Annotated in this window: 24 protein-coding genes; 9 read left to right on the top strand and 15 right to left on the bottom strand. The window is 44.1% G+C overall.

Annotated features, from left to right (window positions below):
• Positions 1–70: 70 nt before the first annotated feature.
• On the top strand, positions 71–1,078 hold the full coding sequence (locus NDI44_RS22905; protein WP_190415944.1) for a hypothetical protein: 1,008 nt from the start codon (positions 71–73) through the stop codon (positions 1,076–1,078).
• A 56-nt stretch (positions 1,079–1,134) separates the two neighbouring features.
• Positions 1,135–2,211: a hypothetical protein gene (locus NDI44_RS22910; protein WP_190415945.1), complete on the top strand. Its 1,077-nt coding sequence runs from the start codon at positions 1,135–1,137 to the stop codon at positions 2,209–2,211.
• A 122-nt stretch (positions 2,212–2,333) separates the two neighbouring features.
• On the opposite strand, the gene NDI44_RS22915 is transcribed toward NDI44_RS22910, so the two are convergent.
• The 3 genes from NDI44_RS22915 to NDI44_RS22925 are packed head-to-tail and all read right to left on the bottom strand — an operon-like array spanning position 2,334 to position 3,252.
• Positions 2,334–2,864, bottom strand: coding sequence for an isochorismatase family cysteine hydrolase (locus NDI44_RS22915; protein ID WP_190415946.1), 531 nt, complete (start codon positions 2,862–2,864; stop codon positions 2,334–2,336).
• Positions 2,865–2,897: 33 nt separating this feature from the next.
• Positions 2,898–3,104 (bottom strand): hypothetical protein, encoded by a 207-nt coding sequence (locus NDI44_RS22920; RefSeq protein WP_190415947.1) that lies wholly within the window; start codon positions 3,102–3,104, stop codon positions 2,898–2,900.
• Positions 3,105–3,114: 10 nt separating this feature from the next.
• Complete coding sequence (locus NDI44_RS22925; RefSeq protein WP_190415948.1) at positions 3,115–3,252, bottom strand: hypothetical protein; 138 nt, start codon at positions 3,250–3,252, stop codon at positions 3,115–3,117.
• Between NDI44_RS22925 and NDI44_RS22930 the strand changes: the two genes are divergently transcribed.
• Complete coding sequence (locus tag NDI44_RS22930; protein ID WP_190415949.1) at positions 3,251–3,841, top strand: Crp/Fnr family transcriptional regulator; 591 nt, start codon at positions 3,251–3,253, stop codon at positions 3,839–3,841. The genes NDI44_RS22925 and NDI44_RS22930 overlap by 2 nt on opposite strands.
• A gap of 189 nt (positions 3,842–4,030) precedes the next feature.
• Positions 4,031–4,228 (top strand): hypothetical protein, encoded by a 198-nt coding sequence (locus NDI44_RS22935; RefSeq protein ID WP_199305026.1) that lies wholly within the window; start codon positions 4,031–4,033, stop codon positions 4,226–4,228.
• A gap of 23 nt (positions 4,229–4,251) precedes the next feature.
• Here NDI44_RS22935 and NDI44_RS22940 read toward each other — a convergent pair whose 3' ends face one another.
• Positions 4,252–5,268, bottom strand: coding sequence for a sulfate/molybdate ABC transporter ATP-binding protein (locus NDI44_RS22940; protein ID WP_190415950.1), 1,017 nt, complete (start codon positions 5,266–5,268; stop codon positions 4,252–4,254).
• 328 nt (positions 5,269–5,596) lie between these two features.
• On the opposite strand from NDI44_RS22940, the gene NDI44_RS22945 reads away from it, so the two are divergent.
• Positions 5,597–5,911 (top strand): hypothetical protein, encoded by a 315-nt coding sequence (locus NDI44_RS22945; RefSeq protein ID WP_190415951.1) that lies wholly within the window; start codon positions 5,597–5,599, stop codon positions 5,909–5,911.
• Here the strand turns inward: NDI44_RS22945 and NDI44_RS22950 are convergent.
• The 8 genes from NDI44_RS22950 to cysK form a co-directional block, all read right to left on the bottom strand.
• Positions 5,890–7,053, bottom strand: coding sequence for a sulfate ABC transporter substrate-binding protein (locus NDI44_RS22950; RefSeq protein ID WP_190415952.1), 1,164 nt, complete (start codon positions 7,051–7,053; stop codon positions 5,890–5,892). The genes NDI44_RS22945 and NDI44_RS22950 overlap by 22 nt on opposite strands.
• A 52-nt stretch (positions 7,054–7,105) precedes the next feature.
• Positions 7,106–7,915: a phosphate ABC transporter ATP-binding protein PstB gene (gene pstB, locus NDI44_RS22955; protein ID WP_190415953.1), complete on the bottom strand. Its 810-nt coding sequence runs from the start codon at positions 7,913–7,915 to the stop codon at positions 7,106–7,108.
• Between the two features lie 133 nt (positions 7,916–8,048).
• Positions 8,049–8,951: a phosphate ABC transporter permease PstA gene (pstA, locus tag NDI44_RS22960; RefSeq protein WP_190415954.1), complete on the bottom strand. Its 903-nt coding sequence runs from the start codon at positions 8,949–8,951 to the stop codon at positions 8,049–8,051.
• A gap of 5 nt (positions 8,952–8,956) precedes the next feature.
• Positions 8,957–9,898, bottom strand: coding sequence for a phosphate ABC transporter permease subunit PstC (pstC, locus tag NDI44_RS22965; protein WP_190415955.1), 942 nt, complete (start codon positions 9,896–9,898; stop codon positions 8,957–8,959).
• 76 nt (positions 9,899–9,974) lie between these two features.
• Positions 9,975–10,961, bottom strand: coding sequence for a PstS family phosphate ABC transporter substrate-binding protein (locus NDI44_RS22970; protein ID WP_190415956.1), 987 nt, complete (start codon positions 10,959–10,961; stop codon positions 9,975–9,977).
• Between the two features lie 1,259 nt (positions 10,962–12,220).
• Positions 12,221–12,748: an MgtC/SapB family protein gene (locus tag NDI44_RS22975; RefSeq protein WP_190415964.1), complete on the bottom strand. Its 528-nt coding sequence runs from the start codon at positions 12,746–12,748 to the stop codon at positions 12,221–12,223.
• Positions 12,749–12,924: 176 nt separating this feature from the next.
• Positions 12,925–13,053 (bottom strand): hypothetical protein, encoded by a 129-nt coding sequence (locus tag NDI44_RS22980; protein WP_277877695.1) that lies wholly within the window; start codon positions 13,051–13,053, stop codon positions 12,925–12,927.
• A 100-nt stretch (positions 13,054–13,153) separates the two neighbouring features.
• Positions 13,154–14,125, bottom strand: coding sequence for a cysteine synthase A (gene cysK / locus NDI44_RS22985; RefSeq protein ID WP_190415957.1), 972 nt, complete (start codon positions 14,123–14,125; stop codon positions 13,154–13,156).
• 32 nt (positions 14,126–14,157) lie between these two features.
• On the opposite strand from cysK, the gene NDI44_RS22990 reads away from it, so the two are divergent.
• On the top strand, positions 14,158–14,286 hold the full coding sequence (locus tag NDI44_RS22990) for a hypothetical protein (protein ID WP_277877696.1): 129 nt from the start codon (positions 14,158–14,160) through the stop codon (positions 14,284–14,286).
• An 11-nt stretch (positions 14,287–14,297) separates the two neighbouring features.
• Here the strand turns inward: NDI44_RS22990 and NDI44_RS22995 are convergent, their stop codons facing one another.
• Positions 14,298–14,585 carry an Rrf2 family transcriptional regulator gene (locus tag NDI44_RS22995; RefSeq protein WP_339380844.1) on the bottom strand — a complete coding sequence of 96 codons (288 nt, stop codon included), beginning with the start codon at positions 14,583–14,585 and terminating at the stop codon, positions 14,298–14,300.
• Positions 14,586–14,800: 215 nt separating this feature from the next.
• Here NDI44_RS22995 and cysE point away from each other — a divergent pair, with 215 nt between their 5' ends.
• Positions 14,801–15,535: a serine O-acetyltransferase gene (gene cysE, locus NDI44_RS23000; RefSeq protein WP_190415958.1), complete on the top strand. Its 735-nt coding sequence runs from the start codon at positions 14,801–14,803 to the stop codon at positions 15,533–15,535.
• Positions 15,536–15,622: 87 nt separating this feature from the next.
• On the opposite strand, the gene NDI44_RS23005 is transcribed toward cysE, so the two are convergent.
• Entirely contained in the window at positions 15,623–19,108 is a 3,486-nt protein-coding gene (locus tag NDI44_RS23005) for a GAF domain-containing protein (protein ID WP_190415959.1), read from the bottom strand.
• A gap of 158 nt (positions 19,109–19,266) precedes the next feature.
• On the bottom strand, positions 19,267–21,282 hold the full coding sequence (locus NDI44_RS23010; RefSeq protein ID WP_190415960.1) for an AAA-like domain-containing protein: 2,016 nt from the start codon (positions 21,280–21,282) through the stop codon (positions 19,267–19,269).
• A 597-nt stretch (positions 21,283–21,879) separates the two neighbouring features.
• On the opposite strand from NDI44_RS23010, the gene NDI44_RS23015 reads away from it, so the two are divergent.
• Together NDI44_RS23015 and NDI44_RS23020 are read left to right on the top strand one after the other, a co-directional pair.
• Positions 21,880–22,107 (top strand): hypothetical protein, encoded by a 228-nt coding sequence (locus NDI44_RS23015; RefSeq protein WP_190415961.1) that lies wholly within the window; start codon positions 21,880–21,882, stop codon positions 22,105–22,107.
• Between the two features lie 426 nt (positions 22,108–22,533).
• Positions 22,534–23,364: an Npun_R2479 family HD domain-containing metalloprotein gene (locus NDI44_RS23020; RefSeq protein WP_190415962.1), complete on the top strand. Its 831-nt coding sequence runs from the start codon at positions 22,534–22,536 to the stop codon at positions 23,362–23,364.
• Positions 23,365–23,581 lie beyond the last annotated feature (217 nt).

The raw sequence follows: 23,581 nt of genomic DNA on the forward strand, positions 1-23,581 counted from the left end.
TGGTTAGATTGCGACACTCTGCTGTAGGAAATTTACCTACGACGGAGCAACTTTTTTATGGAGAAAAAGCATGAATAAATTGGCGTCCAAAGACAGCAAAGAACAGATTCTGGAAGCCTTCAAACAACTAATTGCAGACAAGAAAAGAATCGAGTCAAAAATCGCGACTAAGGAACAAGAAGCAGAAAAAGAAAAGAACAAAGAAGTTCTTCAAGCAGCTTCTAATTATACCATCGATAGTATTGTCAAAGGTCTAGCCGATCTGCAATTAGAGTTTGGCGGAATTGTTTTTGGACTCTCCGCAAAATTAACGGGTGAAACTTCAAAGTTAGACGAACTAAAACGGGCGCTAGACATTGAAACGCAGCATTTGCAAGAACTTCAGCAAATCAGAGTAGTAGCAGATGCGCTGCACATCTTAACGCAAGGACACCAAGAAAACCTAAAATCCCTTGAACAAAAAATAGCCAGCGAACGGGAAGCACTGGAAAAACAACAGTCTACCATCCGCAAATCTTGGCAAAAAGAACAGGAAGAATTTGAAACGACACTCCAAGAACAAAATGCTCTATTAACTGCCGAACGCCAGCGGGAAGTTGAAGAATATCAATACGATTTAGAACGTACTCGGAAAATAGAGACAGATGAGTACGAAGAAATTAAGCGAAACCTGGAACGGGAATTGCAACAATCTGAAAAAGAGAAAGAAAAACAGTGGTCAGAGCGAGAAAACAGTCTGACAAAGCGTCAAGCAGAATTTACGAAGCATCAAAAGAAAATAGAAGGATTTCCTAAAGAATTGGAGGACGCTGTTAAAAAAGCCAGAGAAGAGGCAATTAAAGACGTTCACCAAGACGCTAAAGTGCAAGCTGATTTGTATGAAAAAGAGTGGGAAGCGACTAAACAAGCGAATGAATTTAAAATTCAATCCCTAGAGCAGACAATTAAAAAACAATCTGAACAAATAACAGAAATGACTGCTCAACTTCAAGCTGCCTTGAAGCAAGCACAAGATATTGCCATGAGAGCCTTTGACAACTCCTCCGCTAAATTAACAGGCACGGAAAAGAGAAATTAGAAATTCGCTTTTATCTGGCTCCATAAATAGCGGTTCTCAAAAATAGGAGATTATCAATGGCAAGAAAACCCAACGACAAAAACACCAAGGCTGAAATCTTAGCGGCGTATGAGGAATTAAGTAAAGAGAAAGCAGCGTTAGACTCGCAACTGAAGCAACTGAATCAAAGTAAACCACCAGCGATTAAAGAGAAACAACCATTGGAATCGAGGATAACAATGAATCAGGCTGCTGCGGATCAACAAAAAATGGAGCGGGTAATTGAAAGTCTGGCAAAGCTGCAATTAGGATTCGGGAGTGCTGTCAGCGAGTTGTCAGAGAAACTGACATTAGAAGCTTCTAAGCTACAAGAACTCAGGGGTTCAGTCGCCACAGAAGTTAAACAATTAGAAGAACTACATAATTTAGAAATCGCAGAAGGAATGTTGGATACGCTCATCCAACAGTATGAAGAAAGTTCCAAAACTTTTGAAGAGGAACTTAGCCAAAGACGTGAAAATTTAGAACAAGAAACACTAGAGCAAAAAAACGCTTGGTTCAAAGAGCAAGAAGAACGTAAACGCTCGATTAAGGAGCGCAATGAAACGCAAGCTAAAACGCGCCAGCGGGATGCTAAAGAGTATAAGTACGATCTAGAACTCCAACGCAACATCAACCAGGACGAGTACGATCAAACCAAGAAAGGTTTGTATAAGCATCTGGAAGAATTCCAACAAGAAAAGGAAAAACAGTGGGATGAGCGGGAGAAAGCGATCGCTGAAGGAGAAAAACAATATGACGAGGCGAAAGCTAAGGTAGAAGTATTTCCTAAGGAACTGGAAGCGGCTATCAAAAAATCCAAGGAAGAAGGCAAAGGCATCGCCCATTACCAAACCAAAATTAAGTCTGATTTGTATGCTAAAGATGTGGAAATGCAAAAGCGTTTGCACGAACAGAGAATTCAGTCGTTAGAGGAGACGATTCGCAATCAGGATGCGCGAATTCTCAGTCTCTCGAAACAACTCGATTCAGCCCTCAAGCAGGTTCAGGATCTGGCTGTTAAAGCGATTGAAGGGGCATCAAATGCTAGTTCCTATCAGTCATTGAAAGAAATCACGCTGGAGCAAGCGAAAACCCTCCAGAAAAACAAATAAGATGATTCGTTCGGTTGCATAGATTGTAGAGACGCGAAGCGGTGCTGCTTCGCGTCTCTCGCGTCTCTATAGAGGGAAAATTCTCACGTCTTTTTACTAACCGAACTATTTATCTGCTGCTTCTACGGCGCAGCTAGCATGCCTCCTCCAAGACCCGCATCGTGCAACCGTTGGGCACCAATATTGCGGCTGAGTACCGCTAGTCCCGCCAAATGCGCTTGCAAACCGGCTGTACTGGCGCAGCAATCAGTCAGTACAAGTGGTTCAATGCCGATATCGAACAGATCCATTGCAATCTTCAACACGCACATATCGGTATCGATACCGACGACAGAAATCCGCTCAATCGAATTTTCGCGCAGGTAGTTCACCAGTTCTTCTGGCATTCCGCACAGTCCCGACTTTGAGAACACAAGTTCTGGTTTGGCAAAGGATTCGAGTTCCGAGACAAGGCTTGTTTCTGCGTCGCTATCGCAGCCGTGCCAGTTCAGAAAGCGATAGTACGGTCCGTCGGACACATTGATAAAGCGTGTAAACAGAATTGGCGCGTACTCGTGACGCTGGAGAAGGCGGACAACACGCTCCGGGATATGATGCGTGAAGTCGTTGATAAAACCAGATTGCACATCGACGATGAGTAATGGCTCGGACATCTAAACGCTTCCCTTCAACAGCCTTGCTTTCTACTATGAGCCGATTATCTCGTAACCGCCCCCTGTAGCCGCATCGTACATTAGAGCGATCGCGTCATCATCTTTTGACTGCACAGCTTTTGACTGCACAGAGTCAATCAATACAATTGCACCCAAATAATCGGGCAATTCCAGCGAGTCAAGCAATTCTTGTTCGCATACCGTGCTATCAATTGCCGCACAATTTCGGGAATGCGACAATTTTGTTTTTTTAATCCACAGTTTTCCTAGCGGAATATAGTATATTTGGTGAAACCTCTTCAACGCATCCCCGCAACCAGCGTTCGGCAACTGTAATTGCGATCGCTCTGGATTTTCGTAGCTGTTTTAAAATTGGATGACTATCCATGACTGCTTCCCCGTTTTTATTACCTAGCTCTGCTCACCTGAAGCGACGTACATTTTCTCGGCGCTCTCTATTACCCTTAGAGCAGAATTATCTCTGGCAAATTGAGACTGGGGTAGTTCGCACCGTAACCTGGCTCGAAGACGGCACAACCATCACGCTCGGTTTATGGGGACCAGGAGATATTGTTGGCAGAGTGCTATCCAAGGCTAACCCTTATCAAATTGAATGCCTAACGCTGGTAGAGGTAAAAGTTCTGCCGGTTAGCAAGTGTCACGAAGCCACCGAGTCTATGATTCTGCATATTCAGCAATTTCAAGAATTCATAGAGATTCTGCATTGCAAATCGGTGGACGCTTCCCTCCTGCGACTGTTAACTTGGCTGGCGAAAAGGTTTGGGCGTGAAATCGAGCAAGGAAAACAGATCGATTTGCGCTTGACACACCAGGAAATTGCCGAACTCATCGGTTCTACCAGAGTCACGGTGACGCGACTGCTCAATGAATTTGAGAAGCGGGGAATTATTCAGCGCCTGCCTCATCGCTTCATTGTTCTGCAAGAGCAACAGCCATTCTGGCACTACGAAATTTAATCCGATTGACATTCTCCCCACGCCGATAAAGCGGGGGATTCTAAGAATACTTCTTAGGTGTGGAAGCAGACTGCGATCGCTCTGATGGATTTCGGCGTCATCGTGCGCCTTCGCAACTTCCACACCAAGGGAGGCACACCGTCCCAATAATGGCTGGAAATTAGGTTTACGGTTCTCCTGGTTGGTCTGGTGACGGTGTTAATTGCTCTTGGGGATTACTTTGCCATCCGCGATGCCATCGATGAGGATACCTCCGAACCGACAGACCGTTGGGTGATAGCTTTCAGCCTTGCCGTTACACTGCTGGGAGCTGGAGTGATTGATTTCGTCTTCACAGCTCCTCTCAACCCCATGAGTTGTGTTCTGAGTAAGGGCACCACCAAGTAGTAACGTTGTTGCTGTCCTATGCCTCAATTTAATGAGTATGCAGGGAACGTTTTGGCGTGTTTAGGTTTGACATAAACTAGCTGCTGGGGTTGCAGCTGCAACTGGTTCAGGCGATCGCGCGTCAGATAGGCTGTCACTTCCTGACCATCCTTAAACCTCAACTCAACTTGAACTTCCCAACCTAGATGCACAATGCGGTTGACCTTAGCTGGGGCAGCATTTTCCTCAGGCGTAGTCTCGATCGCGACATCGTGGGGACGCAAAAACACATGAGAAGTTGGCGAGTCCAACTTTGATAAGCGAAAAATACCAGCAGAACTTGGTAGAACATTCACCGGGCCAACGAAACTCATCACAAACGGGGTTGCTGGATGGTCATAAATCTCTGCGGCAGTCCCGACCTGTTCTACCCGACCTTTGTTAAACACCACAATTTGATCGGCAAGTTCCATTGCTTCTTCTTGGTCGTGGGTGACAAAAACGGTGGTGACATTCACCCGTTCGTGTAAGTGTCGCAACGAAGCTCGCAGTTCTTTACGTACTTTGGCATCCAAAGCTCCAAATGGCTCATCCAACAGCAAGACTTCGGGATCGACAGCCAAGGTTCTCGCCAAAGCCACCCGTTGCCGCTGTCCCCCAGAAAGCTGAGATGGGTAGCGATCGCCAAACCCATTAAGCTGCACCAAGTCTAAAAGTTCCTCTACCCGGTGTCGAATCCTGACTTTGGGCGCTTTGCGTAACTCTAGACTAAAGGCAATATTCTGGCGGACGGTCATGTGCTTAAACAGCGCATAGTGCTGAAACACAAAGCCGATGCCGCGCGATCGCACGCTTTGCTGAGTCACATCCCGATCGGCAATTCTGATTCTGCCGCTGTCTGGAGCCTCTAAGCCAGCAATCAGCCGCAATAAAGTGGATTTCCCCGATCCAGAAGGTCCCAAAAGCGCCACTAAAGAGCCACTTTTAATATCTAAATTCACCTCTGAAACCGCCTGGAAGGAGCCAAATCGTTTAGATACGTCTTGAATCAAAATACTCATAGCGACTCTTTCCCCATTTTCCTTAAGTACTGGTTCCCTTGATAAACAAACCGAATTAGGTTTAGATGAATACCTTGAATCTACGGTTAATCGCTCAAGTTACTGTACATTTAATACCATAAAACTAAGAACACTTCTACCTGAGGGATGAGGCTGGCTGGTTCGATGGGAAACTCCACTCGGAAAATAACTCACGAGAGCCTAGCTACGCATTGATTACAAGGCACTAAGGAGCAGAGGAAAGATTGCCATGTACAGGCGCTCTTGTCCAATTCCCAAGAGCTGTAAAATTTAGGCAATTAATCTACAGTTGATGTGTCGAGATTAAATGGTTGATGGTCAGAATCTTTCTCAAGCCATCTTTTCCAGGCTGGGTAGACAAACTCAGCTAAGTGGGATGACGAGGGGAAAAAGTAGCGATCGCGTCCTGACATCCGTACATCCCATTTTTGAAAATTTATCATCTGTAGGAGCGCCCGGATGTGCGCCTAACCACGCGAACCTGCAATCGGGAGAAGGCTGCCTAGGCAGCCTTCGTTTGTATCGCCTAGAGTTTACTCGTCAGGCGTTTTACAAAAGTGGGATGCACGCGCTGGACTCGCCCTTGTGTAATCAGCAGGCTCATATCTTGCCAGCAACCTGAATTTGGTCAAAAATTGCCCCCTCAGCAAAGAATTTCTTCTGGACATCATCCCAACCCCCCAAATCTTGAACGGTGAAGAGGGTTTTGAGTTGGGGATAATTCTGAGCTACTTCTGCTACCACGCTAGGATTAACGGGACGATATCCTAACTTTGCAAATTCTTGTTGGGCTTCAGTTGTGTAAAGAAAATCGACAAATGCTTGTGCAATTTGTCTGGTGCCGTGTTTATCTACGTTTCTGTCTACAAGAGCGACAGGGTTGTCGATCGAAATGTTAACGTCGGGTACCACAGAAGGTAGTTTCTCACCATTCTGCTGAGCCAAAATTACCTCGTCTTCGTAGTTGAGTAAGACATCTCCCTTACCTTGCTTAAAAAATATATCGCTCGCCTGACGCGCATTGTTGGTTAGCACGGGGACGTTTTTATAGACTTTGGTTGCAAACTCCCGGGCTTGAGCTTCATCGCCCCCTTTTTGAGTCACAGAACCCCACAAAGCCAGGAAATTCCAAATAGCAATACCAGATGTTTTGGGGTTAGCGGTAATGATACTCAGACCATCTTTTGTCAAGTCTTCCCAAGTGTTGATGCCTCTCGGGTTGCCAGGGCGGGTAACAATAGCGACGACGGAACGGGTAACAATGCCACCTCTGGGAGATTTTCTTTCCCAACCGGGTTCAATTAAACCGGCTTCCTCAATTTTATGGGTGTCAAGGGCAAGTGAGAGATGGACGATATCTGCTTCTTGCGAGCCATCAATGACAGCACGAGCTTGGGAACCAGATCCGCCATAACTCTGCTCGATAGTGACGTTTTGATTATGTTCTTTTTGCCACTTTTCTACAAATTTCGGTACGATCTTCTCGTAAGCTGCTTGAGTAACCGAATAGGAGACAAGGGATAATTTTACGTCTCCACCCTTAGAAGCTGAGTTAGCGTTGCTGCCACAAGCAGCGATCGCCATGCTCAAGCCAACTCCTACCAAAAACACGGATACAAAGCGCCATAGAGAACGTCCCTTCCACCAACTTCTTATCGGTTGTTGGCACCATTGTCCAATAGCTTGCAAAGCATTAACAAGATAATGCTGAACTTGCGCGAGCGCCTGCATCCCTTGCTTGGGAGTATATTGCCACTTGCTCATCAAAATCCTCACTAAGACTTGCTGCAATAACGGGCATTTTTACTGTCATGACTCAACCAAACTTACCGCTGATGTAAGCCTTAGCTTCTTGAGTACGAGGAGAATCGAAAATTTCTTCGGTAGGACTGAACTCGACTAATTTTCCTCTCCGCTTGCCACTCGCATCTGTTTCTGTATTGAAAAAGCCAGTTAAATCTGAGATTCGCGAGGCTTGCTGCATATTGTGAGTCACCATAATCATGGTGTAGTGTTCTTTAAGTTCGCGACAAAGTTCTTCAACCTGCTGAGTTGAAATTGGGTCGAGAGCAGAACAGGGTTCATCCATCAATAAAACATCTGGCTTCATGGCGATCGCTCGTGCAATGCACAGCCGCTGCTGCTGTCCTCCAGATAAAGCTGTACCCTTTTCTTTTAACTTGTCTTTCACCTCATCCCAAAGCGCAGCTCGTCGCAGCGATTGCTCTACCAGTTCATCCATATTTCCCTTATAACCATTGGCACGAGGGCCAAAGGCTATATTTTCGTAAATTGACTTTGGAAAAGGGTTCGGTCTCTGGAATACCATTCCCACTTGACGGCGGATTTTTACCGGATTAATCTTGCCATCATAAATGTTTTTACCCTGGTAATTAATCTGGCCTTCTACCCTTGCTCCAGGTATTAGATCGTTCATCCGGTTGAAGCATCGCAAGAAGGTGCTTTTTCCACATCCTGAAGGGCCAATAAAGGCGACGATTTTTCTTTCAGGAATTTCCATATCGACTTCCTGAAGCGCCAGAAAATCACCGTAGTAAACTTTAACACCTTGGGCGTTAAGAACTGGGCTAGTTTGCGTGCTTTGAGATTTTTTTGGTGAGCGCATATTGTGTAGTTTCCAGTATTTATTACATTCAAGCTTTGAACGTTGAGTTTTGAGTTTACGCTACGAAATAATTACGAGGCATCTGAGCCATTTTTTAAATTAAAGCTACAAACTCATAACTTTGATTGAAACCCTATTTAAAGGTAGAGAAGCGTTGTCGAAGGTATATTGCAGTACCATTTAAGACCAAAATCAATAACAGTAAAACAATGATTGACGCTGCTGCTGCATTAGCAAAACCAGGCTCAGGGCGAGTGATATAGGTATAAATTTGAATGGGCAGAGCCATAAAGCGCTGAAACAACCCAGGATTAAATGTGAGAAAACTCACAGCTCCGACAACAATTAAAGAAGCCGCATCGCCAATCGCACGGGAGATGGAAATAATCACCCCTGTTAAGATGCCTGGAATCGCATAAGGTAAGACGTGACTCCACACCGTTTGCCATTTGGTTGTACCTAAGCCATAAGAAGCTTGCCGTAAAGAATCGGGAACAGCTCGAATTGCTTCTCTGGCTGTCACAATAATTACTGGTAAAGACAGCAACGATAACGTTAGTGCCCCTGAAAGTAAAGCTGGCCCGAAATTCAAAAGATAATTGAAAACCCCTAATCCCAGTAGACCGTAAACAATTGAAGGGACTCCAGCGAGATTACTAACGTTAATCTCGATAATATCCGTCCACCAAGCTTTCGGTGCATATTCTTCCAGATACAAAGCCGCTCCTACACCGATAGGGACGGAAATTAACATGACTAATCCACCTAGAAGCATACTGCCAAAAATAGCAGGGCGTATGCCACCTCTATCGGGGAACCGGGAAGGAGTTTCGGTCAGAAAGCCAGGACTCAACAGCCGCCCTAACCCATCCTTAAAGACATCAAAAACTAGGACGGCAAGAACCACTAAACCAATAGATAGACCAAGCAAAAAGATAATTTCAAATATTTTGCCTGTGCTTTCTCTCTGCTCTACATTCGCAGAAAATTCTCCTTGTGGTTCCTGGGATTTGTTTCGGGAAATAGAACTACTCATGTTTATTAATCGTATTTCTCTCTGAAGCGATTAGAAATCCAATGGCTGACAACATTCAACCCAAGCGTTATTAAAAACAAAACGGCTCCCACAGCATATAAAGTGTTGTAATTAACACTGCCACGAGGGCTATCTCCCCCTGAAATCTGAGCCATATAAGCTGTCATTGTTTCCACTGATTGGAAGGGATTAAGGCTTATTCGTGGCTCTTGCCCAGCAGCAATTAGAACCGTCATCGTTTCACCAACGGCTCTAGAAATGCCTAGAATAATCGAGGCAGCAATTCCAGAAAGAGCGGCAGGAAGGACAACTTTGATGATAGTTTCCAATTTAGTTACGCCGATTGCGTAAGCTCCTTCGCGCAAAGAGCGAGGCACAGATTGTATGGCATCTAAGCTGATGGAACCCACTGTAGGGCTAATCATTATTCCCATCATTAGCCCAGCGCTTAAGGCGTTAAAAATTTCTAGGGGAAGGAATAAGCGTAGAACAGGTGTAACAAATAAAAGTGCAAAGTAGCCATAGACAACAGTAGGTACTCCCCCTAACAGTTCTACCGCCGGGCGTAAAATTCTTGCTACCTTGGGTGAAGCATATTCGGCTAAATAGATAGCTGAACATAAACCCAGAGGAATGGCAACGAGCATAGCAATAGCCGTAGTCATTAGAGTGCCATTGATCAAAGGCCAAATTCCAAAATGTTTCTCTGCAAATAAAGGTGTCCACTTAGTATCGAGAAAGAACTGAGCAAACGAAACCTCTTGGAAAAAATCAAACGTTACCCGGAAGATGATAAAAACAATTCCAAACGTAGTGAGGACAGAAATCAAGGCGCAACAAAATAAGATCGCCTCGATAATTTTTTCCTGGATATCGTCAGACGCTTGCTTTTCAAGCGATCGCCTGGATGCGCCATTAAATTGATTGCTAAAGTTTGTATTTTGCATAAATAAAGTTCAGCTAAAAATGCTGTTACTAATTGAGTAATCTTCTTCAAGCTTTGTTGTAGATTTTATGTTCCTCTTAAAGAAGATTTGCGATCGGCTCGCCAGGTTTTGCATCTTTAAATTTAGAACCCGTTTGCCCAGAGGCAAGTTTTTGTTTTACCTTGTGGTAAGCCTCGTCGGGTAGCGCTACATAACCAACTTGATCGACCCATTTCCACGAATTCTCTAGATAGAACTCAGCAAACTCTCTTACCGAAGGTTTGTTATCTAGGGCAGTCTTGCTGACATAGATAAAGAGGGGACGCGATAAAGGTAGATAAATGTTTCTAACAACATTGTCTAGCGGAACTGGTTTTTCACACTCTCCTTTTGGACTTTCCACACCAACCAAGTTCAGCTTGTCTTGGTTTTCCATATAGTAAGATATCCCCACGTAACCTATAGCATTTGTGTCGCCCGCAATTCCTTGGACAAGAACGTTTTGATTGTGACTAGGAGTGTAGTCTGTGCGGCTATTTTTTGCTTTGCCAGTGACAGCTTGTGTGAAATAATCAAACGTTCCAGTATCAGAAGCAGGAGCATAAAGCTTGAGCCGCTGGTCGGGGAACTTTGAATTAATTTGATTCCAGTTGGTTATTTTGCGGTCTGATTTGGAATTCCAAATTTTGTTAAGTTCCTCGATAGTCAAGCATTTAGCAAAGTTATTTTGACGATTGACAATCACGGCAATTCCGTCTAAAGCAACAGGCAGTTCTACAAAATCAATACCCTTCTTTTTACATCTTTTGATTTCTTCATCCCTAATGGAACGTGAAGCACCAACGATATCAATTTCTCCAGCACAAAACTTGCTCATGCCGCCGCCAGTACCGCTTGAAGCTACACTAACCTGAGCATCAGGTTTAACCTTTTGAAATTCTTCAGCCACCGATTGATGGATAGGAAAGCCTACTGCTCCACCATCAATACTCACCTGAGCCTTTTTTTCCTCTTCTCTACTACAAGAGGTTATCCCGAAGGTGAGAACTATCAGAGATGTTAATAAAAACCGATATTTTAACATGATTACGAAAGAGAATTGTAATTAAATTTACTCAGATTCAAAGAGCTCGATAGGATTGAGATGATCTGTAAAGAATAAATAGATAACCTCCATCTGTCACGAACTGTCACGAACGTCAAAACGAGGCTGAAGAGTTGTAACTAGCGGAGCGGTGAGATGGTTCATAGGTATCCTTATAAATGTCTCAAGGAAACGAAAATTAGTACCCGATGGAGAATCACACCCTCATCAACCCAGTTAAAGAGAAGGTAAACTCAATTTCCATCTGTTGACTGGATTGTGAGCCTGGAGCGGGTGGAAGATGCGAAGGCGCACGATAACAACATCAGTCATTCTCCAGCTAAGTTGTTACTTGTAGCGGTTTGCAGCTTTTATTAAATAAGCTCGATTGTTCATGATGCATTTTTGATTGCCATGAACGATGGTTCTGAATCCAGATAGTTATGCTTTATTTAGTTGTAACTTGGTGTTAACTCCGGCTTTTCGGTGGGGTTACTGTACTTTAAGACTTATAGATATATTTATACAGAAAATCTTTACTGAATATCAGTCTTTGGATATATATTACGGTATTCCGACCGAATTGGCGTAGAATTGTTTAAATAAACGACTAATCTCTCAGGAGCTAGTGTCCAATCTATCCCTGAACTTGTTTGATTGAACAAGTGATACAGCTAATACTCATAACCATTTACAGGGGTACAGACCGAGAATCCGCTGAGCATCGGTTGACTTCTATCAGTGCATGAAAATTTAGTAGCAACAGATCCAACGGTCGAGACAAGTGATTCAAATTTTGTTACAAAGCATCTGTCGAAGTTGTAGGGTCTTGTTCTTGATAGGCTAGGAGAAACTGAGGATTCATCAGTGAATTCTGACGTTTTATCTGGCCTAAAAGTAGCGAGTCTGTTACCAGTCGCCACGCACAGATGGAAATGCTTACTATGTAAGCACCTAGGGAAATCATTAATTTTGACTCTGAAAAGAAGTTTTGATAGGCTTTCATCGGATGGCGATCGCTGTCCTAATAAAACTATTGGATTTTTGTAACCTGAAAACCTTGTGGTTAGGTTACTAAACTTTGTTCTAATTAAAGTTACGCGATGGGTAACTAAGCTCATCAGTCAGCAAACTCTCACAATCAGATGCAAGAATTCCATAGCTGTTTTCTATGGGTAGTGTCTGTTTCACCAACCAAGCCTTAAGAAATATCGCAGCGATCGCTCTTAAAAGTCCTACCAGTCCTACCAATGAAGTTATTACTTCGCTGCATCTTGATTCGATGCAGCGTCTTTTTCCGGTATTTTTGTCCGATTGTCATCGTAAAGACGAATCAAGGGAGACTTCTTGAGTTTCTTCACTCCACTAAGAACCACCAATGCAAATAGCGTTCCAATCAGACTCATTCGCCATAATCCGCAGCCTGCGGCTGCTCCCAATCCAGCCGCCAACCAAATAGTTGCGGCGGAAGTTAGCCCCTTAACTTCGGCTTTTCTAAGTTTTTGATGAGATTGTTGCAGAATCATTCCTGCACCCAGAAACCCGACTCCCGTAGCAACGCCTTGGATGGTACGACTCAGAGCATTGGAAGAAGAAAAGGTATTGTCACCATCCACCTGCAAGGGAATCATTACAAATGCGGCAGCACCTAAGCTAACTATCATGAAAGTTCTTAAGCCAGCAGGTCTACCAGGCTGTTGGCGGTTCATGCCAATCGCGCCACCAACCAGTAGTGCAGTGGTAAGCCTAAAAGTTACGCTCTGCCAATCGCTTGGACTGAAAAACATCGAACTCATTGGTGGAACTCCCAGAATAACTAGAACACTTATCCCTCAGTCCCCCAATGTACTGATGAAAAACTGGGCTACTCTAGCCCAGTTATTTATGACTGGCTAGGCGATATCTTCCCTATTTCACAGTAAATACGGTAATCCGCCCGATTTACTGTACTTTAAAAATCAATTTAGGTTAAGAATCGGTTAAAAGCAACCATAAAACTAAACTGGCGATCGCTCTCTCCGTTTGCAGAGAATGTAGGGGCACCTCTGGTGGGTGCCCTACCTGGAGTGATGTCACCTCCCAGAGGTGCCATGAATGTTTTTACTGCGCGATCGCAAACAAAATAAATGCGATCGCGTCTTGCATCAACGTATTGGCACTAATGCAGCGATACAACCACTCCAACCGTGGGTTTAAACCAGAATTGGAGAAGCCTGAGCTTCCTGAGGTTCCAGTTCTCGAAATAACGGTGTACTCAGATAACGTTCGCCAAAACTGGGTTGCACCATAACAATCAAACGACCTGCATTCTCTTCACGTTTAGCAATCCGAATTGCAGCACCTAAAGCAGCTCCCGCAGAGATACCCGACAACAATCCTTCTTCTCGACCCAAGCGGCGACCGTAATAAATCGACTCCTCATCCGTAACAGCAATCACTTCATCGATTAGCTCTGTTCGGAGAACTTCTGGGATGAATCCAGCACCAATCCCTTGAATTTTATGCGCTCCCGCCTGACCTCCAGAGAGAACTGGACTGCTAACTGGTTCTACAGCGATCGCTTTAAAACTCGGTTTTCGTGCCTTGATGACCTCAGCCACTCCAGTCAGCGTGCCACCCGTCCCAATTCCCGCAACCAAGAAATCTACTTCACCGTCAGTATCAGCCCAAATTTCCTCGGCTGTCGTTTCCCGATGGATTTGGGGATTGGCTGGGTTGCGAAACTGTTGCGGTACAAAAGCATTCGGAGTTGTCGCCGCAATTTGTTCGGCTCTGGCGATCGCTCCCTTCATGCCTTCAGCTCCAGGAGTCAGTTCCAGCTGGGCACCATAAGCTTTGAGCATCGCTTGCCGTTCTTGGCTCATCGTCTCTGGCATCGTCAAAATCAAGGCGTAGCCTTTCGCTGCCGCTACCATCGCCAGCGCAATGCCAGTGTTTCCAGAAGTAGGCTCAATGATAATCGTTTTTCCCGGCTGAATGAAACCCGCCTCCTCAGCAGCTTGAATCATGCTGACACCAATGCGGTCTTTTACTGAAGCGGTCGGGTTCATCCCCTCCAACTTCGCAACAATTCGCGCTACACAGCCTTCAGATTGCGGAATCCGATTCAGCTCAACCAGAGGCGTATGACCAACTAATTCCGTGACATTATGAGCAATTCGCATCTTTACTACTCCGCCAAAGTTAGATGTAAAACATGGACTCAACTGTTGACTCTCATCCCATTTCGAGAGCAGATCCTGTAACGTCTCGCACTGCAAGACGGCGTGAAGCGATCGCCCGTGGCGAATCCTATCTGTCGGTGCTTCCTGTCAAATTTCCTTAATCGCAAAGTCTTCAAGGGTTTGCGAAGCAGTTAGACTCAAGGGTTCCAGTTTCTCTGTCCCCTCTAAACAAGCCAGCACCTGTCACACCGTAATTCGCTGGGGTTCCTCCGCCAACAAATAACCTGATGAAAGCGCCTCGTTGACTGAGGACTAAACCGCAGCGCCACAACGTCATCAACACCTGCGCTAAATAGCGGTCTGGTATTTGTTGACCGGCAGCGATGTGGTCTATTTGCAGGAAGTCTCGCGGCTTGTGGTGGCTGGCTAGTTCTAGGAGAGCCAGGAAAGCGTACCTCACCTTACAGGACAGTCCATCGCATGGGATTCTCTCAAGCCAAGAACGTTTTCCAGTATACTACGGTTCGTCGATAGGAATTATGCAGTTTTATGATTGTTTTTGTAGATAGGCTATGACATACTCCTACTTAGGAGCAAAATTACGGTATCCCTACAAAATTACGGGGGATTCAATTTGCTTGCTGTCCATCTCACACTTGAAGGGAGAAGCGCCTCTTGCTGAAAACTGCGATCGCTGATTTCCAAATAATTTTTCAGCGCGACCCAGCAGCACGCAATTGGCTGGAGGTGCTGTTCTGCTATCCAGGCTTACAGGCACTTTTCTTTCATCGGGTGGCGCACTGGCTTTATTGCCTTGGGTTTCCCTTCATTCCTCGCTTGATTTCCCACTTGGCTCGTTTCTTCACGGGAATTGAAATTCATCCGGGAGCTAAAATTGGCAAAGGCGTTTTCATCGATCACGGCATTGGCGTTGTGATTGGAGAAACTGCAATTGTGGGAGACAACGCCCTGATTTACCAAGGCGTAACGCTCGGTGGTACTGGCAAAGAAATAGGCAAACGCCACCCAACCTTAGGAGAAAATGTCGTAGTAGGAGCGGGTGCGAAGGTATTAGGAAATATTCACATTGGAAATAGCGTCCGTATCGGTGCCGGTTCCGTTGTTTTGCGGGATATTCCGTCTCATTCCACGGTAGTTGGCGTTCCGGGTCGAATTGTCCGCCGCAAAGATAATTTGGATGCTTCCGTTAACAATGAAAGCCTGCAAGATCCAGAAGCGGAAGTAATACGGGCTTTGTTTGACCGGATTCAATTTTTAGAGGAGGAAATTGAATCGTTAAAAATTCAAAGAAAGGTACCCGTTGCCATGCACGCTAGCCTTCAGAAGGCGATAATTTCAAATGCTTCTAATCGGCTGATTACGGAGTTCCTCGACGGGGCAGGGATTTAGATAATTTTAGATAATTTAAAACTTCAATACTGTTTCTTAGTAAGGCGGAATGGGGTTATTCCCAAAGTACTGAACCAACCCTTAAATTTACAATTCACTCAGGTTGTCTCGAAGCGATCGCTCTTGTTTTTTAACTGCTGCCAAAAGTTCGGCATTTTGGAGGATGACTCCAGCTTGATTATTAAAAATTTGCATATATTTTTGATCGCTGTCATCAAAACTAGCCCTAAAATATTCCGGAGCTTCCTCTTGTAGAAATGCCAACTGATCGGGACTTTCATATTCTGGAAAGTCTCCTTGCTTTCTTTTATTCACTAATTGAGTCACCCCAATCAAATCACCATCGGGACTAAAAACTGGCATACAGAGTAAGCTACAAGTGCGATAACCTGTTTGAAGATCGGTTTTTTTAGCTGTCTCCGAATCTGGGCGAGAATATAAATCAAAAGGAATATTCAAAGGCTCTCCTGATTCGGCAACTTTGCCAGCATAACCTTGTCCTACTTTCACCCGCAATTCTTTTACCGAACCATCATCAAAGGGAATCTGCGTCCACAATTCACCAGGCTTTTGATCTAAAATCCATAAAGTACTGCGGTCGGCGTTCATCAGTTTCTTGGCTGCTTCCATCACCCGCTTGAGAATTTCTTGAAGATCCAAACTGCTTTGATTCACTGAACGAGCTGCTGCCATTAATGCGGCTGCCACTCGTTGCCCTCTAGCCGTTTTATGATAAGAGCGGAAGCTTTCTAAAATCATTTGAACCATTGGGGCATTTTCCGCAAATCTTTCTTCATCTGCTTTTGTAAAGCCCTGTCGATCGATTCTTTCTGCTAAGGATGTAGTCCGGTCGCCAAATCGCTTTAATTTGTTGAGTAACTGAATAACTGCGACTAAATTTCCCTGCTCATTTAAGAGTGGCAACGCCAACATTGTATAAGTGCGATAGCCGTTTTTTTTGTCTTGCTCTTTTGCTGCATCAGAGCGAGGATCGTCATAGAAATCGAAGGGAATATTGATAACTTCTTTGCGGGCTGCCACTTCGCCCACAATTCCTTTATTAGCAGGTATCCGAATTTCTAAAGAACCATCTCCATCGGCTTCGGCGATAATTGACCAAAATTCATGTTTGTCTTCATCTAATAAAAAGATACTCGTGCGGTCGGCACTCAAAGATTTGCCCATTTTTAGAGTAATCGAACGCAAGGTGCTATCTAAAATATCATCAAAACCCTGGTTATCCATGACACTATTGAGCATCGCCAGAGTTTGACTGACCACATTTTTTTGTTGAGATTCTGCCTCTTGTTTGACGCTGGCAAATTTCTGGGCATTTTGCAGAGCAACCCCCGCTTGAGAGTTAAAAATCTGCATATATTTTTCACTATTCCCATCAAAACTAGCTTTGAAGCATTCGGGGGCTTCGGGCCAATGATCTGGGTTATATTCTGGAAAAACACCCGGTTTCTTTTTATTCACTAATTGGGTAACACCCAATAATTCACCATCAGGGCTGAAAACGGGCATACAGAGTAAACTACAAGTTCGATAACCCGTCTTTTGATCTGTTTTCTTAGCTGTCTCCGAATCAGGGTGATCGTACAGATCGAAGGGAATATTTAAAGTTTCTCCAGATGCAGCAACTTTGCCAGCGAAACCTTGCCCTACTTTGACTCGCAAGTCTCGAACAGAACCGTCCTCAAAAGGAATCTTTGTCCATAGTTCATCTGCCTCTCGATCGATTAGCCAAAGCGTGCTGCGATCGGCATTCATCAGTTTTTTTGCCGCATCCATGACACGACCCAAGACTTCTTCAGAGTCAAGGCTGCTTTGAGAGAGCGATCGCGTTGCTTCTGTCAGTGCTTCTGAGGCTTGTAGTCTTTGGGTTAATTTGTAACAATACTGACATCTTTCTAGAATTCGTCGAATTGCCGGAGCATAGTCAGCAAACTGTTTTTGATCGGCTTCTGTGAAACCGTATTTATCAATTCTTTCTGAATAGCGAGCTTGTGGATTATTCGGCTGCTTTAACTTATTCAGTAATTGAACAACAGCAACTAAATCTCCCTGCTCATTTAATATTGGTAAAATCAACTCGTTGTAGGTGCGATATCCCTTATTTGTATCTGATTCCTCCGCTTCCAACTCAGCGGGATCGTCGCAAAAACTAAAGGGAGTGCTGACAAATTTTTTGAAATAAGTTAATCGTCCTTTAGTTTCTTTATTTGACAAAATCTGAAGTTCGGGATGATTTCCGTCTTCATGCCTAGCAATAATTGACCAAAGTTCACTTTTTTCTTCATCTATAAAGAAAACTGTTGTGCGATCTACACTCAGTAGTTCGCCCATTTTTAAAGTAATAGAACCTAATATTTCTGAAAGAATATCATCAAATGTTTTGCCTTCCATCACGCTAAGCATCGATAGAAGTTTTTGTTCTTGGGTAGCAACAACTTGCATGAAGTCGGCGTGCATATCCGCTAACGCCTTGTTTACCCACCTCTCGTTAAATACAGAGGCATAAATGCGGTTACATACCTTTAACTTCCCTTGCCGCTTGACAATTACTCCTGATAGTAGTAAATCGATTTGTTCGGGACTTTCGTCAAATGCTAATTCATCTTGTTGCAAAATTAACTGATAGAGATCCAGTAGCGTACGGCTGCGCTGTCCAATTCGGAGAATGCGATCGCGTATCGTCTTTAGATGCGGTGGTTCATCCATCGCTTCCCAACTCTCGATGATCCGCGAGCGCACTAATCTCTCAACCCAATCTGGGATTTGGCTAATGGGTAATAAGTTTTGCTCTGCTTGTTGAAGGACTAATTTACAAAGTTTTTGGGTAAGAAACGGCTGTCCTCCCGTCCAATCTAATACAGCTTTTAGCATTTCTTGAGGATTGCTAATTTTCCCGGCTAACCCCCCTGCTAAAAGCTGCGCTTCGTGTAATTGAAAGCCATATAATTCAACCGCCCGACCGATATTAAAAGGAGTCCGGTTTTTGTCTTGCATCAAATCAGAGGGACTCGCCACTCCTAGCAAGGCAAAAGTCAGACGTTCGTATTCATTGCAAGCCCGAATAAACGCAAAAAAGTCATCAATCTTAAAATTTAAGCTAAGGACGTTATCAATTTCGTCGATAAAAATAACAATTTTCTGACTGACTGATGTTAGCAGCTCTTGTTCGATAAATTCACTCAAGCGCTGTACCGGAGGTAAAAAAGCGCGATCGCGCAACCAACTCTGTAAGTTAATCTTGTCTGAAAGCTGGAAACTCGTCACCAACCGCCGCATCACTCCGGCATACCACTGATCCGGCGTAATATCTTGGCTACCAATTTTCGTCAAGTCTATCGCTGCACAGGCAAATCCTTCCGCTTGCAACTTGTGCATCGTTCGCACCCGCAAGCTAGTTTTCCCCATCTGCCGAGAATTTAACACATAACAAAACTCTCCTGCCTTCAACCCTTCGTAAAGGTCAAAATCTGCCTGTCGCACTACATAAGTAGGAGCATCAAGAGGCAAATGTCCACCGACTTTATAGTTATAGCCTGGGTTTGGCTGTTGACTCATAAGGGCTTCTGATTGGGTAGAAAACACCATGCTTCTGACAAATGAGTTTTTTGTGAGTAATGAATAACTGCTCTATACTTTTAGCTAACAGTTATCTAAAATTTGCCTAAGAGATAGCTCAACTATTAACTCAACTAATCCCTATTAATTTTTAGTTTTTAATTGACATTTTTAATTGACAAGCGATCGCTAAAATATTGCCGATATAAATCGAAGCGCGGCGTGACATAATTGCCCTGCAACTGTACCAGCCCCATACTATGCAATTTAAATGCTGGCACCGACTCTAATTCAATGGGTGTGTCTGCCATCACTACTTTAGCGAAAGCATCTGCTAACTCTGGATGTTGTTGCAGATTCCATAAATGTCTTCGCAAATGATCATCGTAAAGTCCCGCCTCTGTGGGTGCAGTTTCTAACAGTTGATCCAGCGTAATCGTTTGCTGCGCGATATGATAAAGCGCCAATCGGACTAAATAAGGATGTCCACCAACTAGCCTCATTAATTGCTCAACCTGCGTTGCATTCAAATTCAGTCCATGCCGCTGAGTTAAATCTTGCACCTGTTCCGGGCTAAAGTCCGGTAACTCAATCGGCAACCCTACATTAAACGGGGATTGATTGACATTCAGAGGGATATAAACTTCCGTTGAGTGTACCACCACCAGCCGGAGTTGTTGCCAGCGATCGCTATCGCCATTCCCATAGCCAGCTTCCTCGTACCAAGCCCGCAACAACCCAAAAAAATCGTCAGCAATTTTGGGATATTGAAAAACCCGATCCACTTCATCTAAGCCTAATACTAACGGACTGTCAGATGCTGACAGCAAACAATCCTCAAAATAAATCGTGCAATTATCTTTACTACCAAAAGTATCCGTCCAATAATCATCTAATTGATGAGGAAGGCGCAGCTTTCGAGAAATTCGGGCACAAAACCACCGCAAAAGTTGATTTAAATCTGTAAAAACTGCCGTATCCGCGTGCTGAAAACTCAACGGTACCGTCCGATAACCTTGCTCGTTTGCTCGATAAAGAATCCTCGCCATCAACGAAGTTTTCCCCATCTGTCTCGGTGCCTTGATTCGAATCAAAGCGCCTGGTTGCAAAATCTCCTTGTAACACTGCGTTTCATAAGGAACTCGCTCTACATAAAACGCAGAAGCCAGACGCACCTGACCATTGGGTAACTCTGGTTCTGCCACTGGCAGGGGTGCATCTGAAGAATGCAGGATGACGGATGTCCCTTCATCCTCCTGGGAAATTAAAGGAGTTAGGCGTTCAGGCTTCTCTAGAGATGAATCGATTGATTCCTCAGGTATCCCCACGGATATCCTAGTTAAATCTGCCTCTACAACGCCGGACTCCACGCTTCTTGCCAGTAAACTCAGAATTTTTTGCACAATACTTGGAGTGTCAGCAGGCGAGTTCCACTCAAATTGTTCATTTCCATCAAGATAGCTGCGTAAATCGTGATTTAGCGGAGTATTCGAGGGACAATTAACGCGAATTGTTAGCACGGCTGGCTTATTCTGAATAGAGCGCAATTCCTTCGCTCGTCGCAACTCTTCGATCGCCATTTCACTTACCGCCGTTTGGGGAGAAATTAGCAGCAAAAAGTAGTCGCATTGCTGTAACTCTGTATCAATTTGAGAAAGAAGAGGCGGCGCTGACCATCCGATTTTTTCTGAGGAATGTCTCTGACCCTCGCCTTTCTGGACATCCCTTGTAGGTGCGCCTACACTCGCCATAAAGGCTGTGTATCCAGAAGCATTCAGGGTTTCGTAAAATTGAGTCGCTAGTCCCCTATCTGGCTCCTGTGCGCGGTGCGAGATAAAGATTCTCTTCGTAAATCCCTCTACTTCTTTTTGGGAATGGTTCTGGTCCTTCAGGGGTGGCACTTCTGCTGAGTGCGACTCCTGCTTTTGAGCGCGTTCTATGGCTCCTTTGAAATTTTTTTTGCTAACTCTTTCCTCCAAAACTACCGAAAGCTTCTTCCATAATTTATAGCCAACATCTTTTTCTACATATTGAGGATTCAAAGGATAAATATCTTCATAAGTTTTTCCTTCCCAAGATCCTAGAAATATTTCCCTTTCCAGATCGTTTAAGTGCTTTCCTGTTTTAACAAAAATTAAATCGTCTATAAATCTTAATGCTTCGTTAATTTCCATGCTTGCTTGAAAGGGCTATTTGATAACAACTTTAGGTGTTCAGAAACTTCTTTTTTATCGTTTTCTTTTTGCTCTAGCGAAGAAAGTGTATAGCTCAATTAAGGCTAGTGCGTCTTTCGCGGTTTCTTAGAAACAGATTAAAAATCGAGCAAATTTGCTATATTTAACATTTAATAAATTTTGCAACCTGATTTACATAGGAAGGTTCATTTTAAGAGATCGATCGATTAAGTTTACATAGCGTTCTCACCTCTTGCCAATAAAAATCTTGATCAGTCTTTATCTGAAAATAGAAACTGATGGAATCAAGGGCCTATTTAAAATTGCACCTTGCGTATATTTGATAACTTTTTATAAGTGCAACCAAACAGTAAGCCTAGGATTACTTCCTATTATAAAAATGTAGCTGCCACAGCCCGTCGATGGCAATAAAGCGGACAAAACTCCCCTGAGCCAGGGACTCCTTCTTTCTAAGCTCTAAGGGAATCCTGATGGCTGAGTCTAAAGCGTGACGGTCTCCTGCTATTAATCTTCTTACACCTATTAGAGAATGTCTGAAAAGTCCTAATTGAGACGCTTAAACGGTAGAGATATCCCTTGCATCCCCGCGAAGCAGCGCGGATGCGCGAAAGGGATGTGCGATCGCGCATCCGCGCCGCTACACGAACGCTAACGCTAGAAAAAAGGGCAACTTTTGACACTTCTCAGAAATCCTATTGGCTTTACTGGCACTATACTGGCGATTTTCTCTTTCTCCTCCTTGTTACTAGAGTAGCGGTGCTCCCATCGCAGCAATTCGTCGGCTGTGTTGCAGGCAATTACTGAAATGGTATTACACCACCTTAAGAAACCCTGGGAAGGTGCAAGCAAAAACAATCTCCTATAGCAGATAACAGAGGAAAGACTGGAGATTTCCTGAACTTTCCTGGGGTTTCCTGAATTAATTAGGTCTGATGTGTAACAGGGGTTAGCCAAACTGAATGCTCTCGCGTCTTCAGTTTTGCTGTAGCCTGAAAAACACTCAGAACTTCTGAGCTTTCCTGGTTGCGGTCTGCATAAAGGTAAGTGAAACTACTGATAGAAGTAGCAAGTAAGCGTGTTTTAATTTAGAAAATGAATAAAATTAAACGCCCTAGAAGAGTAGTTTTAGGCCAATCAGTAGACGCTTCAAAATTTTAATCAATTTATAACAATTGATTTTCTTTAATTGAATTTTCTAAATGCGCTCTCAATTTTATCAGGGGACTAGAGATGTTTAATCCCACAATGGTGATGATCGATACCTTCGTTGAACGCCTGCGAGCTGCCTATTGCCGCACTTACGGCGGTCTTAAACCAGACTACCCTGATATCATCGTCTGGGCTGGAAACATGGCTCTGGAAAATATTGCTAACAGCGACGCCCTTTATCACAACGTCGAACACACCATCTTTGTCACCTTAGTGGGACAAGCAATTCTGCGGGGCAAACATATCCGCTTTGGGGGAGTTTATTGCGAAGATTGGTTGCACTGTATCATTTCTTTGTTGTGCCATGATATTGGCTACGTCAAAGGAGTTTGCCTGCAAGATCGACCCAGTGAAAGGGTGTATGCCACAGGTATTGACAACTTGCTCATTTCGCTGCCAACCGGATTAACCGATGCCAGCCTTACACCTTATCATGTAGATCGCGGAAAACTGTTTATTGAGGAGCGTTTTGGCGGTCACAAACTGATAGATACAGAAACGATCAAGAAGAATATTGAGTTAACTCGTTTTCCTGTGCCAGCAGATGCAGATCATCAAGATACTAATAACTTTCCAGGCTTAATTCGCGCCGCCGATTTAATTGGTCAACTTAGCGATCCGCGCTACTTGCAAAAAATTAGTGGATTGTTCTACGAATTTGAAGAAACCGGGGTGAATAAAACATTGGGTTACAAAACTCCCGGAGATTTGCGAAGAAACTACCCGAAGTTTTACTGGAATGTCGTTTATCCTTACATCCAGGATGGATTACGCTACTTAGAGCTGACGCAAGAGGGAAAGCAGATATTAGCAAACCTCTATGCCAATATATTTGTGGTAGAACACGAATAGATTTCATGCCCAAAATTAATGCTCAAAGTTTAGCATTGCTGACAATTGAAATTGTGTAGGGGTACCTCTTGTGGATGTCCCTACAAAATTGTCTTCGTTTCTAGCGCTCTTTTGTCACTTTAGGGAGAGGATAATAGGCTAAAACGGGTTCAAAGCCAGAATTTACCTATGACAGAACCACGTCCAGCCCAAGCCACCGTGAAATTTGTGGATGATT

The organism is Trichocoleus sp. DQ-A3 (assembly GCF_039961975.1).
Taxonomy (GTDB): Bacteria; Cyanobacteriota; Cyanobacteriia; order Cyanobacteriales; family FACHB-T130; genus FACHB-T130.

Coding starts and splice junctions, on each gene's coding strand:
- NDI44_RS22945 (WP_190415951.1), top strand. CDS start 5,597: ATGGTTGATGGTCAGAATCTTTCTCAAGCCATCTTTTCCAGGCTGGGT.
- NDI44_RS23010 (WP_190415960.1), bottom strand. CDS start 21,282: ATGGAAATTAACGAAGCATTAAGATTTATAGACGATTTAATTTTTGTT.
- pstB (WP_190415953.1), bottom strand. CDS start 7,915: ATGCGCTCACCAAAAAAATCTCAAAGCACGCAAACTAGCCCAGTTCTT.
- NDI44_RS22940 (WP_190415950.1), bottom strand. CDS start 5,268: ATGAGTATTTTGATTCAAGACGTATCTAAACGATTTGGCTCCTTCCAG.
- NDI44_RS22975 (WP_190415964.1), bottom strand. CDS start 12,748: ATGTTTTTCAGTCCAAGCGATTGGCAGAGCGTAACTTTTAGGCTTACC.
- NDI44_RS22905 (WP_190415944.1), top strand. CDS start 71: ATGAATAAATTGGCGTCCAAAGACAGCAAAGAACAGATTCTGGAAGCC.
- NDI44_RS22980 (WP_277877695.1), bottom strand. CDS start 13,053: ATGGCACCTCTGGGAGGTGACATCACTCCAGGTAGGGCACCCACCAGA.
- cysK (WP_190415957.1), bottom strand. CDS start 14,125: ATGCGAATTGCTCATAATGTCACGGAATTAGTTGGTCATACGCCTCTG.
- NDI44_RS22910 (WP_190415945.1), top strand. CDS start 1,135: ATGGCAAGAAAACCCAACGACAAAAACACCAAGGCTGAAATCTTAGCG.
- NDI44_RS22915 (WP_190415946.1), bottom strand. CDS start 2,864: ATGTCCGAGCCATTACTCATCGTCGATGTGCAATCTGGTTTTATCAAC.
- NDI44_RS22970 (WP_190415956.1), bottom strand. CDS start 10,961: ATGTTAAAATATCGGTTTTTATTAACATCTCTGATAGTTCTCACCTTC.
- pstC (WP_190415955.1), bottom strand. CDS start 9,898: ATGCAAAATACAAACTTTAGCAATCAATTTAATGGCGCATCCAGGCGA.
- NDI44_RS22930 (WP_190415949.1), top strand. CDS start 3,251: ATGACTGCTTCCCCGTTTTTATTACCTAGCTCTGCTCACCTGAAGCGA.
- pstA (WP_190415954.1), bottom strand. CDS start 8,951: ATGAGTAGTTCTATTTCCCGAAACAAATCCCAGGAACCACAAGGAGAA.
- NDI44_RS22950 (WP_190415952.1), bottom strand. CDS start 7,053: ATGAGCAAGTGGCAATATACTCCCAAGCAAGGGATGCAGGCGCTCGCG.
- NDI44_RS23005 (WP_190415959.1), bottom strand. CDS start 19,108: ATGAGTCAACAGCCAAACCCAGGCTATAACTATAAAGTCGGTGGACAT.
- NDI44_RS22925 (WP_190415948.1), bottom strand. CDS start 3,252: ATGGATAGTCATCCAATTTTAAAACAGCTACGAAAATCCAGAGCGATC.
- NDI44_RS23020 (WP_190415962.1), top strand. CDS start 22,534: ATGTTTAATCCCACAATGGTGATGATCGATACCTTCGTTGAACGCCTG.
- NDI44_RS22990 (WP_277877696.1), top strand. CDS start 14,158: ATGGACTCAACTGTTGACTCTCATCCCATTTCGAGAGCAGATCCTGTA.